Below are 15,905 nucleotides of genomic sequence, written 5' to 3'. Positions count from 1 at the left end.
GGACAAGAAGGGATGATTGCGCGGCGCCGGGCTGACGAGATAGCGGCCGCGCTTTCCGCCGACGGCCTCATCCTGCGCGGCGGCTTCAATTTCGCAACAAGCGAAACGCCGCCGCATGGCCCTTCAGTTGCCCCCGCCAAATCCGTGCTGTTGGTGGGGCAGGCGGGAGCGGCACCCTGGCCGCATTTCCTGCGCTGGCGCGACCGGCAACCGCAAACCATTGCTAATCCGCTCGACACATGGTCGCGCGCAGTGATCGGTGCGGTGGCGGAGAAATTCGGCGCGCGCGCCGTTTCGCCTTCGGACAGACCTTATCTGCCGTTCCAGCAATGGGCGATGCGAGCGGAGAGGCTGAGACCGTCGCCGCTGGGCATCCTGATGCATCCGCAGTACGGGCTCTGGCATGCCTATCGCGGCGCGTTGCTGTTCGAGGATGAGATCGCGCTTCCTGAACGTCGCGAAGCGATTCACCTTTGCGACGCCTGTGTTGCAAAACCTTGCCTGAAATCCTGTCCGGTTGACGCCTATTCCGCGGATGGTTTCGCTCATCAGGCTTGCCTGGCGCATGTGCGGGGATCGAAGGGCGAACCATGCCGCGGCGGCGGCTGCCTCGACCGCAACGCCTGTCCGTATGGCACGGCCCATCGCTATCCGCCTGAGGTTCAGGCCTTTCACATGACGGCGTTTGCCGGCCTGTAGCCGGGTCGAAAGCCCGCACAAAGTGTTGAACGGGATTGTCAGGGAACGGCTTGCCCTGACAATGCCTGCTTATATGTATCGCACGACAATCAACGGGGCGCGCCATGGCGAAGCAGGACATTGAGATAAAAACCGAGGACGGCGTAGCGAAAGCCGGGCTGTTCCGTTCGGCGACCGCTTCCCCGTCCAGGGCCGGTGTCATTCTCTATATGGACGCCTTCGGTCCGCGACCGGCGCTCGACGCAATGGCGGAGCGGCTGGCCGGCGAGGGCTGTGCGGTGCTGGTGCCGGATCTTTTCTATCGCAACGCACCCTACGGGCCGTTCGAGCCCAAGACCGCTTTCGTCGTCGAGGAGACCAAGGTCGCGCTGACGGCGTTGGTCCACGGCACGACACAGGACATGACCATCCGCGACAGCAGGGCGTTCCTCGACACGTTTACCGCTGAAGGTGTCACCGGACCGGTCGGTGTCGTCGGTTACTGCATGGGCGGGGCGCGGGCTTTGAATGCGGCTGCAACCTATCCCGATCGCATCCTGGCGGCGGCAAGCTTCCATGGCGGCAATCTGGCCAGCGATGCCGCCGACAGCCCGCACCGCAAGGCTGCAATGATCAAGGCGCGGGTCTATGTCGGAACGTCTGGGGTGGACCGCAGTTTTCCGCCGGAGCAGTCGGCGCGACTGGCCGAGGCGCTGCGCGCGGCGGAGGTTGACCATTTGTTGGAGAACTATGCCAGCATGGCGCATGGCTGGTGCGTGTCGGATCACAGCGTCTTCAACGCGGCCGGCGCCGAGCGCCACTGGAAGCGACTGACGACGCTGTTCGCCGAGACGCTGATCTAACGAGGCGTTGCCTGAAGTCGCAACGAACGGGTAGAGACTGCACGATTGGCGCGGCCTGTTAAAACAGCGCCAGTCGAGCGGGAACGAACAGCCTGATGCAATCCTATGATGTCGTGGTGATCGGCGCCGGTGCGGCCGGAATGATGTGCGCCATCGAGGCGGGCAAGCGCGGCCGCTCGGTCCTAGTGCTCGATCACGCGACAAAGCCCGGCGAAAAGATCCGCATCTCCGGCGGCGGCCGCTGCAACTTCACCAACATCCATGCGAGCCCGAAGAATTTCATCTCGGGCAATCCGCATTTCTGCATTTCGGCGCTCAGCCGCTACACGCAGCGCGATTTCATCGGGCTCGTCGAACGCCACGGCGTCGCCTATCACGAGAAGACGCTGGGACAGCTGTTTTGCGATGGCTCGGCGCGGCTGATTATCGACATGCTGATCTCCGAAATGCAGGATGGGGGCGTGGAACTTGCGCTGTCGACCGAGGTGAGGAACGTCAGCAAGGCCGCGGACGGTTTTGTGCTGACGCTCTCCACTGGCAGCGTCGCCTGCAATTCGCTGGTCGTGGCTTGCGGGGGCAAGTCGATCCCCAAAATGGGCGCGTCCGGTTTCGGCTACGAGCTTGCTGCGCAATTCGGCCTTGCGGTGGTGGAAACACGGCCGGCGCTGGTGCCGCTTACCTTCGACGCAAGAACGCTGGAGCGGCTGGCGCCCTTGGCCGGCAATGCCGTCGATGCAGAAATCGCTTGCGGCAAGACGCGGTTTTCGGAGGCGATGCTGTTTACGCATCGCGGCTTGAGCGGGCCTTCCATCCTGCAAATATCGTCCTACTGGCGCGAGGGCGACGAGATCCGCATTGCCATGCTGCCGGGGATGGATGTGGCGGAACTGCTTCGCGCCGCCCGGCGCGTCAACGGCAGGCAAGCGGTGCAGACGGTGCTGGCAAACCATTTGCCGAAGCGCCTTGCGCAAGCGGTCGCCGAGCGTAGCGGGATCGATGGCAATCTCGCCGATTTGACAGACCTGCAAATGAAAACCGTCGAAGCCGCCGTCAACGACTGGCGCATCAAGCCGGCGGGTTCCGAGGGTTACCGCACGGCGGAAGTGACGCTTGGCGGTGTCGATACCAACGGGCTCGATCAGAAGACGATGCAGGCGAAATCCGTGCCGGGGCTGTTTTTCATCGGCGAAGTCGTCGATGTCACGGGCTGGCTGGGCGGCTATAATTTTCAGTGGGCTTGGTCGTCCGGCTGGGCCTCGGGCCAGGTGTGCTGATATTCAGGTGAGGCCGGCCTGCAAACGACGGCTTTCTGTGATTCCGGTGCTCGCGTGCCAAAAGTACGCTCCGCTCCGGTTCTCGAAATCCATCGTTTTCGGCTCGGCCTGACCTGAATCTCAGCGCACCTGTTGCGCGTGCATCCGTCGCCTCGGAAAAAAATCTTTCCATAACCCCAAGGATTGGCCATTAGCCTTCGTCCAACAGGCAAATGATGGCGATGATGCTGGATGAAAGCGAAGCCTCCGACGCCGAATTGATCGGGCGGGCGAAGGGCGGAGACAGGGGTGCCTTCGGCAAATTGCTGGAGCGGCACTACGACTTCGTCTATCGCGCCGCCTATCGCTGGTGCGGAAAGAAGGCCGATGCCGAAGACATCGCCCAGGAGGTCTGTGTCCGTCTCGGCAAGGCGATCCGCGACTACCGCGGCGGCGGCGCGTTCACGACATGGCTCTATTCCGTGACGCTGAACGCGGCGCGCGACATGATGCGCAAGACCACGCGCGAAAACGTCAAGACCGAGGCTTTCGGCGCCTACAGTATGATTTCGGAAGAGGCCTCGGCCGAGCCCGAAGATCCGACTGAGGCGCTCTGGGCAGCGGTGCGGCAACTGCCGGACAAGCAGCGCGATGCAGTACTTCTGGTCTATGGCGAAGGGTTGAGCCATGCGGCCGCCGCCGAGGCGATGGCAATCTCGGAGACGACGGTTTCCTGGCACATCCATGAAGCGAAGAAACGGCTGAAAACGCTCATGCGTTCAGCCGGGGAAGTGTGACCATGGTCGACGACAACGAACTCAACAGGCTGCGCGACGCAGCAGTACCGGCGCCGGGCGAGAGCGCGAAGACACGCGCCTTCGAAGCCGCCATGCGCGCCTATGATCAGGAAAATATTTCTGCCGTCACCCAAGGTTCGGTCGGCGGGCTTCGTCTCACAGAGCGAGCACAAAAGCTCTGGAGCGAGATCATGCAAAAGAAACTCATCGCCACGCCAGCCATCGCCGGGCTCGTCGCCCTGCCGATCGCCGGATACGCCACCTTCCACATGCTGAGGGAACAGCCGTTGCCGTTCGGTAGCGACGAGAAGATCACTGAGACGCTGGCCGACAAGCCGGCAACCAATGGGCCGGCAACCAACGCGCCGGTAAAAGAAAAGCAGGCGCCTGAAGGCGACAAGAAGACCGACGCCGATGTGCGAAGCCGCGACACCACTACGACGCTTACGCCGCCCGCGCCGCCGAAGCCCGAATCGACCGTTGCTGTCGCCCCTGCGCAGCAGGATGCGCTGGGGCGCGGCGTGTTGGCCGAGCCTGCGCCAGTTGAGAGCCGCGAGTTTTCGCTTGACGGCACCGCTGCTCCGGCCGGCGGCGCGCGGGTCGACCGCATGGCCGGCGCGACCGAGTCCAAGTACCTGGCGCAGCCTTCGACGATGCCGGCCGACCAAATAGCGCCGCAGGAGCCAAACCGCGACCGCGTCGAGGATTTCAAGACCAATCCGGTGCATGCAGCCCTTCAGGATCCGGTCTCGACCTTCTCGATCGACGTCGACACCGCTTCCTATTCCTTCGTCCGCGGCTCGCTGAAGCAGGGCTACCTGCCGCAGGCCGACACGGTGCGCGTCGAGGAGATGGTCAATTACTTCCCCTATGACTGGAAGGGTCCGGACTCGGCTTCGACGCCGTTCAACTCGACCGTAAGCGTCATGCCGACGCCGTGGAACGGGCACACCAAGCTGATGCACGTCGCCATCAAGGGCTTCGACATCAAGCCGGTCGAGCAGCCGAAGGCCAATCTGGTGTTCCTGATCGACGTCTCGGGTTCGATGGATGAGCCGGACAAGCTGCCGCTGCTCAAGTCGGCTTTCCGGCTGCTGGTCAGCAAGCTCAAGGCGGACGACACCATCTCGATCGTCACCTATGCCGGTGATGCCGGCACCGTGCTGATGCCGACCAAGGTCACCGAGAAGGACAAGATCCTCAACGCTATCGACAATCTGCAGCCGGGCGGCTCGACGGCCGGCGAGGCGGGTATCAAGGAAGCCTACAAGCTTGCCCAGCAGTCCTTCGTCAAGGACGGCATCAACCGTGTGATGCTGGCCACGGACGGCGACTTCAATGTCGGCCAGACCGATGACGACGATCTGAAGCGACTGATCGAGCAGGAGCGCAAGACCGGCGTCTTCCTGTCGGTGTTCGGCTTTGGACGCGGCAATCTGAACGACCAGATGATGCAGACCATCGCCCAGAACGGCAACGGCACCGCCGCCTATATCGACACGCTGGCCGAGGCCGAGAAGGTTCTGGTCGAGGATGCTTCCTCGACGCTGTTCACCATCGCCAAGGACGTCAAGGTCCAGGTCGAGTTCAATCCGGACAAGGTCTCGGAGTACCGGCTGATCGGCTATGAAACCCGCGCCTTGAACCGCGAGGACTTCAACAATGATCGCGTCGATGCCGGCGATATCGGCTCCGGTCATTCGGTGACCGCCATCTACGAGATCACGCCGAAGGGCAGTGGCGGCGAGCAGATGGATCCGCTGCGCTACGGCCAGGCGACGGTCAACAATGGCGGTGTCGCCAATGCCGACGAATATGCCTTCGTGAAAATCCGCTACAAGCTGCCGAACGAAGACGTCTCGAAGCTGATCACCACGCCGGTGACGTCGGCCAACGAGGTCGCGTCCTTCGACCAGGCCAGCACCGACCAGCGTTTCTCCATCGCTGTCGCCGCCTTCGGCCAGAAGCTGCGCGACGAGGATGCGACCGCGAAGTTCGGCTACGACAAGATCATGGAGATTGCCACCGCCGCCCGAGGAGCCGACCCGTTTGGGTACAGGTCCGAGTTCCTTTCGCTTGTGCGCCTTGCCTCGGCGCTCGGCGGTAACCGGTAGTGGCAATACAGCCGGTTCCTTTCAGACGGGGGTCGTTCTGATACGGGGAACCGGCTACGGGCGGGTGAGGCAGGCCGGCGGGGGAAACCCTGCCGGCCTTTTTTCGGATCGATTGATCCGAAGCGCACAGATGATCCGCCTGATCGTTAAATTGCGCGGCTTTTCCGGAACGTCATCGCAATGCCCTGCTATTATTGCATGGGGTCGGGACTGGGCTTGGGGAGCCGGGAATTGCAGATCATGAACATTGGAAACACGACGCCGGCGGTGAGACACACGCAGGCGTCGGGAACGCTGTCGCCAGAATCCAGGCGCATCATGGATGACGTCGACGCAGCCCGGAATACCGCAAAGTCGGCGCTGACCAATGACCGCTTTCGCGTCATGCTGGAGCAGATCGGCAATCCGCAGTCGTCGGGTGACCTGGTGACGATGAATGAAAGCGCCGACAGCACCGCCCTGGATTTCACGACGGCGCTATCGCGTTACGCTGAAAACAGCGAATAAGTTCGATATCAGGCCCGGCTGCGGCGGCGTTCGCGGCGGGCTTCGCTGGTCTCGGCGGTGTTTTCCGTCGCCACCTTGTTGCGCATCGGACCGATGCGCTCGATGATCCCCGCGACGGTCGGGCGTTCGGATTTGGTGTGCGCGTCGAGCGCCTTGCGCATGGCGGCAAGGTGCTGGAACGAGGTGCCGCAGCAGCCGCCGATGATCTTCGCGCCGCCATCCACCGCCAGCCGGACATAGTCGGCCATCAGCTCCGGCGTGCCGGAATAATGGATCTCGGTGCCACGAAATTCGGGAATGCCGCAATTGCCCTTGACGATCACCGTCGCTTCCGGCTTCGCCTCGGTCATGTCGAGCAGCGAGGCCAGGATGTCGGAGGCGCCGACACCGCAATTGGCGCCGACACCGAGCGGCGTCTCTGAAAGTCCGTCGGCGACGCCGTGGATATCCCTGGGCAGCAGGCCCATCATGGTGCGGCCGGCAGTGTCGAAGGAGCCGGTATAGGTGTAGGGCAGGCCGACGCGGATAGCGGCTTGCGCCGCGGCGCGGATCTCGTCCGGCGCCGACATGGTCTCGATCCAGGCGACTTCGGCGCCGCCTTCCTTCAAGCCTTCGATCTGTTCGGCGAAGGCCTCGACCGCCTCGTCATAGGTCATGGCGCCGAGCGGCACCAGCAACTCGCCGGTCGGCCCGACCGAGCCGGCGACGATGACTTTCCTGCCGGCCTTGTCGGCGACCGCCCGGGCAATCTCTGCGGCGCGCTTGTTCAGCGCATGCACGCGGTCCTGCGCATGGTGCAGCTTCAGCCGGTGGCGCGTGCCGCCGAACGAGTTGGTGAGAATGATATCGGCGCCAGCGTCGACGAAATTCTGGTGCAGGCTGGTGATGGTATCGGGCGCTGTCTCGTTCAGCAACTCCGGCGCTTCGCCGGCCTCCAGACCCATGGCGAACAAATTGGTGCCGGTGGCGCCATCGGCGAGCAGCACGCCCTTTTCGGCCAGCAGAGCATCGATGGGATTGTTCGCGGTCATCGGATCGACTTTCAGATATTTGAATGGAATAAGGATATAAAGAAGTCTTTATGTCCAGTCAATGTGTTTGCAACCTGCAATGCCGCGCGGCGCACCTTTCCGGGGCGTTGGCGATCAGGCAGAACCCGATGGAAATGACGCGCCGGCCAGATTGCGCGCGTAGGCGGCGGCCTCATGCGGGTTGATGTCGGCGGCCCGGATCAGATTGTCGAAATGCTGGGTCAGCGCTTGGACCGGCTGGGTGGCGTTCAGCACGACATACATGTCGCCGACATAGATGGCGGCGCGATAAGGGCCGAAGATGGTCAGCGGGATGGAATAGCGCATGCGGCCGTCATAGAGGAACAGGCGGAAGGTGGGGTAGAGATCGTCAAGCAGCGTCGCCATATGGGCAAGCTGCTGCCGGCGGTCAGCCTCGGGAAAGCGGTCCCAGACGCCCAGGCCGCGGGCAAAGATCTCAAGCGTATGGCGCGGCATGCAGACCTCCATGTCGGTCTCAGGGCGCCGGTTGTACTCGATGCGGTACTGCGTCTCGCTGGCCTGCGCCAGACGGCTGCGGTTGGTGATGTTGGCTTCGTAGTCGACCAGCTGGCGTGTGCGCAGGAGATCGGGAATGCCGGCCGGCACATAGCGGATCTTGGTGCCTGCGGCCTCGGCGAACCATTTGGCGAGCAGCGTGCGGTCGAAGCCGTCGGGCGCCTCTTCGATCTCCAGGCTTTCGCGGATTTCGCCGGTGACGCCTTCATCCTGGGAGAGGCCGAGCAGCCAGTCCAGCGAGATCTTGAATTCGGCGGCGATGTTGAGCAGCGTTTCGGCACGTGGCAGGCGCGTCGAGGCGCCGGACATCAGTTGCGACAGCGCCGACCGGTCGATGCCGACTGCTGACGCGAAAGCCGACTGGTTGAGATCGGACCGTGTCAGGAGCAGCTTCAGGCGCTCCCGGAAGATTGCCGAAAGGTCCCGTTTGTCCACTGTTCGTTCTCCGCACTCTCTTAGGAAAAATTTGCGCCCGAGCCGTCGAATCAGCACTTCCAGCGTAAATGAATCCGTAGGGTTGTTTACAATGCATAACATCTGCGGTCAAAAATGCGCAATCGCAACATTTTGTACACTTTGTCTCGTTGAGCGGAATCGCTTCTCCTGACACTATGCTGTCAGGAACAATTCCGGCGACTGAGGGACAGTGGTCGATAGCATGACAGGCAAGCGCATCAAGCGACGCGACGCAGCGGCCATCGAGTGGCCGACCGTGGTCCTCGCTTTCTTCTGTTACGGAATGTGGCTCGCTGCCGGGCTCCTGCTCTGGCCCTCTTATCCGACCCCGGCACTTCTTCTCCTCGGCTTCATCCTGGCCTTGCAGTCGTCGATCATGCACGAAGTGCTGCATGGCCATCCGACGCGCAGCGCGCTCATCAACGAAGCCTTCGTCTTCCTGCCGATCGGCCTGGTCTGGCCGTTCCGTCGCTTCAAGACGCTCCATTTGCGCCACCACGCCGACGAGCGCCTGACCGATCCGCTCGACGATCCCGAGAGCTATTACCAGGCGTTGTGGATGCATGACGATCTGCCGCCGACGATGAAATTCCTGCTCAAGATCAACAACACCATGGCCGGCCGTTTCTTTCTCGGCCCCTGGCTGTCCTGCATCGGTTTCTTCGTCGACGACGCCAGGCATGTGATTGCCGGCGACAAGGTGATCGGCAAGGCATGGCTGCTGCATGCGATCGGCCTCGCCATCGTGGTGCCGATCGTGCAGTTCGGCTTCGGCATTCCGGTATGGCTCTACATTCTGGTGCCGGTCTGGCTCGGCCAGTCGCTGATCGCGGTCCGGACTTTCGCCGAACATCAGTGGTCCGAGCACCCTGAAGGACGCACGGTGATCATCGAGCGCTCGCCGCTGTCGTTCCTGTTCCTCAACAACAATCTGCACTTCGTTCACCACAAGACCCCGACCGTTGCCTGGTACAGGCTGCCAAAACTGTTTGCCGACCGCCGCGACGAGTGGCTGCGGATGAACAATGGCTACGCCTATCCGAACTATTTCGCACTGATCAAAGCCTACGCCTTCAAGGCCAAGGAGCCGATCGTGCACCCGGTGCTGCGCCGCCAGCCCGAGCCGGGCAGGGCGTTCAAGCCGCGCATCAGGGCGCGCAGCATCAGCGGGCTTGGCAGCGCGCCGGTTCCGGCCGAGCCGCCGAAGGAATAATCCCCGGACTTCCCGAACCCGTGTCGGCCAATTCTGATTGGACGCCGCGTTTTTGCGATCCTTCCCCGAGCCATGATGATTGAGTGTCGGCATGAGTGATTTGGTTGCGGCATTGCCGATGTACGACTGGCCCGAAGTGCGCGGCGAGGTCGACGCGCAATGGGCAGCGTTGCGCGATGCTTTTCGGCACAAGGGCGTCGATGGGCCGCAGACAATCGTGCGCCGCAATGGCGACCTGCCGCCGGTGCCGGGCGGTATCCACGACGCCGAGGGCAGACTGATCGCGCCCGATCCGGCGACACTGCCGCCGGACGAACTCGACCATCACCAGCTTTGGCTGCATCCGGCGCTGCTGTTCGCGCAGACCTGCTGGGGGCCGATGGAACTCGGCCTGAGCAAGCATGTGCAGGTGGTCGGCCAGCCGAGCTACGACGCTTACGAGGGCGGCGAAGGCGAACTCTATTCGAGCGCGCTGGTGATGCGGACGGGCGAGGGACCGGAGGTTCGCTCGCCCGCGGATGGCAAAGCCTTGCTGCCGCTCGATCTGATGCGTGGCAAGTGTTTTACCTACAACAGCCTCGATTCGATGTCGGGCATCATCGCGCTGACGCGCGATCTGCAGGCCGCCGGCGAAAGCCTGGATATCTTTTCCTCGCGCAGCGAAAGCGGTGGCCATCGCGGCTCGATCGTCGCGGTCGCCGAGGGCAAGGCGGATATAGCTGCCATCGACTGTGAGAGCTGGGCGCTGGCGCAGCGTTTCGAACCTGCGGCAAACGCCGTGAAGGTCGTCGGCTGGACGGCAAGGCGCAAAGGCCTGCCCTACATCACCGCCAGGACGACGCCGGAAAAGACGCTCAAGGCTCTGCGCGAGGCGCTTGCCGGATCAGCCGAGCAGCCTCGCATCCAACGGGTAGGTTGAAAGCTGCTCGTTACCGGTCTCGGTGATCAGGATCTGTTCCTCGATCTTGACGCCCTCATGGCCGCCGAGACGGCCGATATAGCTTTCCACGCACAGCACCATTCCCGGCTCCAGCACGCCATCGGGCGTGTCCGGCGTCCAGTCGCTGGCATGTGGCAGGGTTGGATACTCGTCGGCGAGGCCGACGCCGTGATAGAGCACGCCGTAGCGCGCCGGGAAGCAATCTCCCGGCGGCACCACGGAGCGTTCGACCAGGTCGCGAAAGGACATGCCGGGCTGCATCAATTGCGTGTTGTGGGCGATCTGGTCGGCGGCGATGCGGAACAGGTCGCGCTGCTCGTTCGATGGCCTCGCATCGCCGCAAAGCCAGGTGCGCGAGAGATCGGCGCAGAAGCCGTAGGGACCGATCAGGTCGGTGTCGAAGGCGACGAGGTCGCCTTCCTCGATCACCCGCGACGAGCATTCCTGGAACCACGGATTGGTGCGCGGCCCCGAGGCAAGCAGCCGGGTTTCGATCCATTCGCCGCCGCGCGCAATGTTGCCGCGGTGGAGTTCGGCCCACAATTCGTTTTCGGAAATGCCCGGCGTCAGCGCCTTCTCCATTTCACCCATCGCCGCTTCGCAAGCGACGATTGCGCGGCGCATGGCGAGGATCTCGTCCGGCGATTTGATCAGCCGCGCATTTTCCATCACCGCTTCGCCATTGCCAATCGAGATGCCGAGCCGGGCGAGTTCCTCGACGCCTTCCGGGTTGATGTGGTCGACCGCAATGCGGCTGTTGCCGCCGCCATGCTCCTTGACCAGATCGGCGATGCCGGCCGCCCAGCGGCGGACTTTGTGCTCGGTCAGCTCACCGCCATAGAGGTACATCCACGACACTGCCGGCCGCACCTCGTCAACGACGCCGGAATGGTCGGACAGATGCTCGCAGGAGAAATAGTCGAACAGCACCACGGGTCCCTCAGTGGCGATGAAGCAGTGGCGGGTCGGATTGTGCGCGACCCACAGCTGCATGTTGGTCGAATCGGTGGCGTAGCGGATGTTGACGGGGTCGTAGAGCAGCGCGCCGGCGTAGTTTCGGCGCCTCAGTTCGGCTCGGATGCGCTCGAGCCGGTATTGGCGCATAGCGGCAAGATCGGGCGCGGCGATGCCTGCCGCTTGCCATTCGGTTTCAGCCAGCGCGCCATAGCCCAGCACATGCTGGTTCAGCGACGCCGCTTTCTGGCGCGAGGCGTCGCGCAAGGCTTCGACGGAGCCCGGCTCGAACGGCATGATCTTGCGGTGACGGCCGAACCCTTGTTTCTCCACCCGACGCCTCCCTGCCGACTTACTGTGGCGCTGCGCCCGCGGCCGCTTTCTTCAGCCGCGTGACCGTCAGCGTGCGGGTGGGCGGCTCGCTGTCGAACAGCATCGGAACGACCAACTGCTGCGGCGAGCCGTCAGCGACATAGCCGGCCTCGCTCAAGGCCCGCAGGATGCCCTCGGGAGGTTCCTTGTCATTGGCCATCACGAGCACCGCCGGCTCGATCAGCAAATGGCCGAAGTCCGGCATCTCGTCGTCGAGCACGACCAGATCGGGATCGACAAGACGCAGATTTCCCACCCAGTGCCAGCTCGATATCGCCGTGCGAACCGGACCGTTTGCCGTCAGCTGGCCATAGAGCGACTGGTAGTCGACACGCACGATGCTGCCGCGGCTGTCGCCGCCATTGAGGTGCGTGTACCAGGTCACCGGCAGCACGAGGATGGCAAGCGTTGCGCCGACAAAGACGACGACGTCCTGCACCTTCCTTCCCTTGTCGCCTCTGGCATCCATCCGCAAGGCCAGCGCGACCGGCAGCAACACAAGGATGGGAAGCATCCAGCGATCGCGAAATTGCGTCGTCCCGCTCGCCAGGACGAGCACGATGGTCATCGCCAGGGCAAAAGCGATGGTGCGCCACACCAGTTTCTCGGTCCATGGCGCCGGTTGCAGAGCCGGCGCCGGCTTTTTCCATGCGATGAGCAAAGCCGCGACGAATATGCCGGCCGGCAACACGGCGAAATACAGGATAGCCTTGCCCAGTCCGCGCATTCCGTAGAATGCGGTTTGTGTGGCGCTTTCTCCTCTGCCCATGCCGAAGCCGCCGCTGTGCGACAGCAACTGGTCGGTGTAGGTCAGGTTCCAGTAGAGCGTCGGCAGGCAAAGCAGCACCGCCACGACAAGGCTGATCGAAAACCGGCGGTTGAGGATGACGCCGCGCGTTTCGCGCAGCGACAGGGTGGACAGCATCAGCGCGCCGAGAAAGATCGCGTTGTTGTATTTCGACAGGATGGCGGCGGCCATCGCCACGCCAAACAGCACATAGGTGGCCAGCGAACGCCGCTGCACCAGTTCAACGAGCGCAAGAAACAGCACCACTGAAAAACAGAAAGCGGCGATCGAGTGGGTGAGGGCGTGCTGCATCTCCCACACCATCTGCGGAAACAACAGCAGGCCGAACAATGCGGCGGCGCCAGCGCGGCTGGAATAGCCCAGGCGGCGGACAGCGATGAAAACCGACGCCAGCGCCGCTCCGATCAGCAGGTACTTCACGATCTTGAGCGCCAGGATGTTCGTTCCGACCACGACGGCGACGAGGCGGGCAAGCCAGGTGTAGAGCGGCGGCTGCGAGCCGCCATAGCCAGCCCACAGGTAGTGCATGTACATCAGCTGTTCGGAATCGTCGACGCCGACACCGGTTCCCAGGACATGGGACAGCAGCGCCATCACCACGATCTGGACGACGCAATAGACCGCGACGCAGACCAGTGCGGCGTTGAAGGGACCGACCTTGCCTTCGCCGAGCCAGTCCGTCCATTTCTCTAGATACTGCAAGGGGATCGTCTTCTCATCGAGGGAAAATGCCTGCGGCCAACTGCCGAAGGCCCCTTACACGATCTCACGCTCCCTGTCGCCTTTTCAGGTCCGCATCTTCTCGCCGCTGGGGTCGAAGGGCGCCTCGACATTGATGCGCGCCGGACGCCGGTGGCCGAGGATCTCGATCTCGAACAGTCCGGCACTTTCGTCCTCGGCGAGTGCCGCCGGCACATAGCCCTGCGCCATCGACTTCTGCACATAGTGCGCATAACCGCCCGAGGTGACCCAGCCGACCACGCGCCAGTCGCCGTCGACGATGCCGCGCACGGCGGAAGCGCCTTCGGCAGCCTTCGAGCCACGCACTTCCTTGCCCGCCATGTCGAAGCGCGGCGCGCCATAACCATGCGGCTTTTCCACCGTGCCATAGTCCTTGCCGACCACCTTGGCCCAGATCGGCTCGTCGCCCATGACATCGGCGTCGGCCGCATCGACGATGAAGGAGACACGGCGCAGTTTCGGCCCTTCCGCCTGTTCCTTGGCAGCGGCCTCGCGGCCGATGAAGTCGTTCTTCTCCAGCTTGATGAAGCGGTCCATCCCGCCTTCGAACGGGCCGTAGATCGGCCGCAGTTCGCGGTACCAGGTCGGGAAGTTCTTCTCCAGGCGCATGGAGAGCAAAGCGCGCATGCCGAAATCGACGAGGCCGAACTCCTCGCCGGCGTCCTTGATCGCCTTGTAGACCAGACGCTCATAGGCCGGCGCCATCCAGATTTCATAGCCGAGATCGCCGGTATAGGTGATGCGGTTGACCATGCAGGGCGCGCCGCCGACCGCCATTTCGCGGAAATCCATGAAGCGGAAAGCTTTCGTCGAGATGTCGACATCGACCAGGTTCTGCAAGAGGTCGCGCGATTTCGGCCCGGCGATCGACAGGCCGACGAGCGTCTGATCGAAGCGGTGGATGCGCACCGAACCATCCTTCGGCAGGTGCTTTTCGAACCAGCGCATGTGGTATTTCTGCGCGGCGGAAGAGCCCCAGATCATAAATCTGTCTTCGCCTGCCTTGGCGATGGTGAAGTCGCCGATCAGCTTGCCGAATTCGTTGATCATTGGCGTCAGCACGATGCGGCCGATCTTCGGCATGCGGTTGGTCATCAGCCGGTTGAGGAAATCCTCAGCCGCAGGTCCCGACACTTCGTATTTGGCGAAGTTGGCGATTTCGGTGACGCCGACGCGTTCGCGCGTGGCGCGCACTTCCTCGCCGATAGGACCGAAATCGTTTGAGCGGTGGAAGGAGACGACGTCCTTCGGCTCCTTGCCCTTCGGCGCGAACCACAGCGGGGTCTCCAGGCCCCAGCTATCGCCCATGACGGCGTTGTTGGCGAGCATCGTGTCATAGAGCGGGGTGGTTTGTGCAGGGCGAGCAGCCGGCAGCTCTTCATTGGGGAAGCGGATGGAGAAGCGGCGCGAATAGTTTTCGCGCACCTTTGCGTTGGTGTAGCGCAGGCCGGCCCACTCGCCGAAGCGGGCGACATCCATGCCCCAGACGTCGAAGCCGGGATCGCCATGCACCATCCAGTTGGACAGCGCGAGGCCGACGCCGCCGCCCTGGCTGAAGCCGGCCATGACGGCGCAGGCGCACCAGAAATTGGTCAGGCCCTGCACCGGCCCGACCAGCGGATTTCCGTCGAGCGCGAAGGTGAAGGGGCCGTTGATGATCTGCTTGATGCCGGCTTTCTCGATGCCGGGGAAATGCTTGAAGCCGATCTCCAGCGACGGCGCGATGCGGTCGAGGTCGGGCGGCAGCAGTTCATGGCCGAAATCCCACGGCGTATTGACCGGCGACCAGGGTTTGCAGGCTTTTTCATAGGTGCCGAGCAGGATGCCGTTGCGCTCTTGGCGGGTGTAGATCTCGCCCTTGAAGTCGAGCACGCCGATCATCTCGCGGCCGGTCGATTTGTTGAATTCCTCGACCTCGGGCATCGGCTCGGTGAGCAGGTACATGTGCTCCATGGCCAGCACCGGCAGTTCGACGCCGACCATGCGGCCGATCTCGCGCGCCCACAGGCCGCCGCAGTTGACGACATGCTCGGCGTGGACGGTGCCCTGTTCGGTGACGACGTTCCAGGTGCCGTCAACTTCCTGCGTCAGTTCGACGACGCGGTTGCGCAGCACGATCTCGGCGCCCAGCTTCTTGGCCGCTTTGGAGTAGGCGATCGTCGTGCCGGAGGGATCGAGATGGCCTTCGACCGGATCCCACATGGCGCCGACGAAATTGGTCTCGTCCATCAGCGGGAACATCGCCTTGGCTTCGGATGGCGTGATCAGCTCGGTGTCCATGCCGAGATAGCGGCCCTTGGCGTGGGCCAGGCGCAGAAAATCCATGCGCTCGGGCGTATCGGCCATCATCACGCCGCCGGTCAGATGCAGCGAGCAGGACTGGCCGGAGATTTCCTCGATCTCCTTGTAGAGCTGCACCGTATAGGCCTGCAGCTTGGCGACATTGGGATCGCCGTTCAGCGTGTGGAAGCCGCCGGCTGCGTGCCAGGACGAGCCGGAGGTGAGCTCGGACCGCTCGATCAGCATGATGTCGGTCCAGCCGGCCTTGGCCAGGTGATAGAGCACCGAGCAGCCAACGACGCCGCCGCCAATGACAACCGCTTTTACATGAGATTTCATGAGAGATAGGTCCGTTTTTGCG

General features: G+C 63.1%; 13 protein-coding genes. 8 read left to right on the top strand and 5 right to left on the bottom strand.

What is annotated here, in order from left to right; translation table 11 throughout:
* Positions 1–12 precede the first annotated feature (12 nt).
* The 6 genes from NKK52_RS12920 (at position 13) to NKK52_RS12895 (ending at position 6,212) form a co-directional block, all read left to right on the top strand.
* Positions 13–699 carry a hypothetical protein gene (locus NKK52_RS12920; RefSeq protein ID WP_023681775.1) on the top strand — a complete coding sequence of 229 codons (687 nt, stop codon included), beginning with the start codon at positions 13–15 and terminating at the stop codon, positions 697–699.
* Between the two features lie 104 nt (positions 700–803).
* Positions 804–1,541, top strand: coding sequence for a dienelactone hydrolase family protein (locus NKK52_RS12915; protein ID WP_023681774.1), 738 nt, complete (start codon positions 804–806; stop codon positions 1,539–1,541).
* Between the two features lie 95 nt (positions 1,542–1,636).
* Positions 1,637–2,815 (top strand): BaiN/RdsA family NAD(P)/FAD-dependent oxidoreductase, encoded by a 1,179-nt coding sequence (locus NKK52_RS12910; protein WP_023681773.1) that lies wholly within the window; start codon positions 1,637–1,639, stop codon positions 2,813–2,815.
* Between the two features lie 215 nt (positions 2,816–3,030).
* A complete protein-coding gene (locus NKK52_RS12905) occupies positions 3,031–3,591 on the top strand; it encodes an RNA polymerase sigma factor (protein ID WP_023681772.1) in 561 nt (186 codons plus the stop codon).
* Positions 3,592–3,593: 2 nt separating this feature from the next.
* Positions 3,594–5,705 (top strand): vWA domain-containing protein, encoded by a 2,112-nt coding sequence (locus tag NKK52_RS12900; protein WP_023681771.1) that lies wholly within the window; start codon positions 3,594–3,596, stop codon positions 5,703–5,705.
* A gap of 240 nt (positions 5,706–5,945) precedes the next feature.
* Complete coding sequence (locus NKK52_RS12895; protein ID WP_023724232.1) at positions 5,946–6,212, top strand: hypothetical protein; 267 nt, start codon at positions 5,946–5,948, stop codon at positions 6,210–6,212.
* A gap of 8 nt (positions 6,213–6,220) precedes the next feature.
* Here the strand turns inward: NKK52_RS12895 and bmt are convergent, their stop codons facing one another.
* The gene (gene bmt, locus NKK52_RS12890; protein ID WP_023681769.1) at positions 6,221–7,243 is read right to left on the bottom strand and encodes a betaine--homocysteine S-methyltransferase; all 1,023 of its coding nucleotides are present in this window, start codon (positions 7,241–7,243) and stop codon (positions 6,221–6,223) included.
* Between the two features lie 114 nt (positions 7,244–7,357).
* Positions 7,358–8,215 carry a helix-turn-helix domain-containing protein gene (locus tag NKK52_RS12885; RefSeq protein ID WP_023681768.1) on the bottom strand — a complete coding sequence of 286 codons (858 nt, stop codon included), beginning with the start codon at positions 8,213–8,215 and terminating at the stop codon, positions 7,358–7,360.
* A gap of 223 nt (positions 8,216–8,438) precedes the next feature.
* Here NKK52_RS12885 and NKK52_RS12880 point away from each other — a divergent pair, with 223 nt between their 5' ends.
* Positions 8,439–9,449 carry a fatty acid desaturase gene (locus NKK52_RS12880; protein ID WP_031197693.1) on the top strand — a complete coding sequence of 337 codons (1,011 nt, stop codon included), beginning with the start codon at positions 8,439–8,441 and terminating at the stop codon, positions 9,447–9,449.
* Positions 9,450–9,540: 91 nt separating this feature from the next.
* The gene (locus NKK52_RS12875; RefSeq protein ID WP_023681766.1) at positions 9,541–10,368 is read left to right on the top strand and encodes a phosphate/phosphite/phosphonate ABC transporter substrate-binding protein; all 828 of its coding nucleotides are present in this window, start codon (positions 9,541–9,543) and stop codon (positions 10,366–10,368) included.
* Here NKK52_RS12875 and NKK52_RS12870 read toward each other — a convergent pair.
* From NKK52_RS12870 to NKK52_RS12860, 3 genes are all read right to left on the bottom strand, one after another.
* Positions 10,333–11,640, bottom strand: a complete 1,308-nt coding sequence (locus tag NKK52_RS12870) for a M24 family metallopeptidase (protein WP_023696460.1) — start codon at positions 11,638–11,640, stop codon at positions 10,333–10,335. The two genes, NKK52_RS12875 and NKK52_RS12870, sit on opposite strands and share 36 nt — an antisense overlap.
* 55 nt (positions 11,641–11,695) lie before the next feature.
* Positions 11,696–13,225, bottom strand: coding sequence for an ArnT family glycosyltransferase (locus NKK52_RS12865; RefSeq protein ID WP_023681764.1), 1,530 nt, complete (start codon positions 13,223–13,225; stop codon positions 11,696–11,698).
* Positions 13,226–13,309: 84 nt separating this feature from the next.
* Positions 13,310–15,883 (bottom strand): GcvT family protein, encoded by a 2,574-nt coding sequence (locus NKK52_RS12860; protein ID WP_023681763.1) that lies wholly within the window; start codon positions 15,881–15,883, stop codon positions 13,310–13,312.
* Positions 15,884–15,905 lie beyond the last annotated feature (22 nt).

The sequence above is a fragment of the Mesorhizobium sp. C277A genome, from assembly GCF_040324395.1.
GTDB lineage: Bacteria > Pseudomonadota > Alphaproteobacteria > Rhizobiales > Rhizobiaceae > Mesorhizobium.
This window is presented reverse-complemented; position numbering and strand designations above follow the sequence as displayed.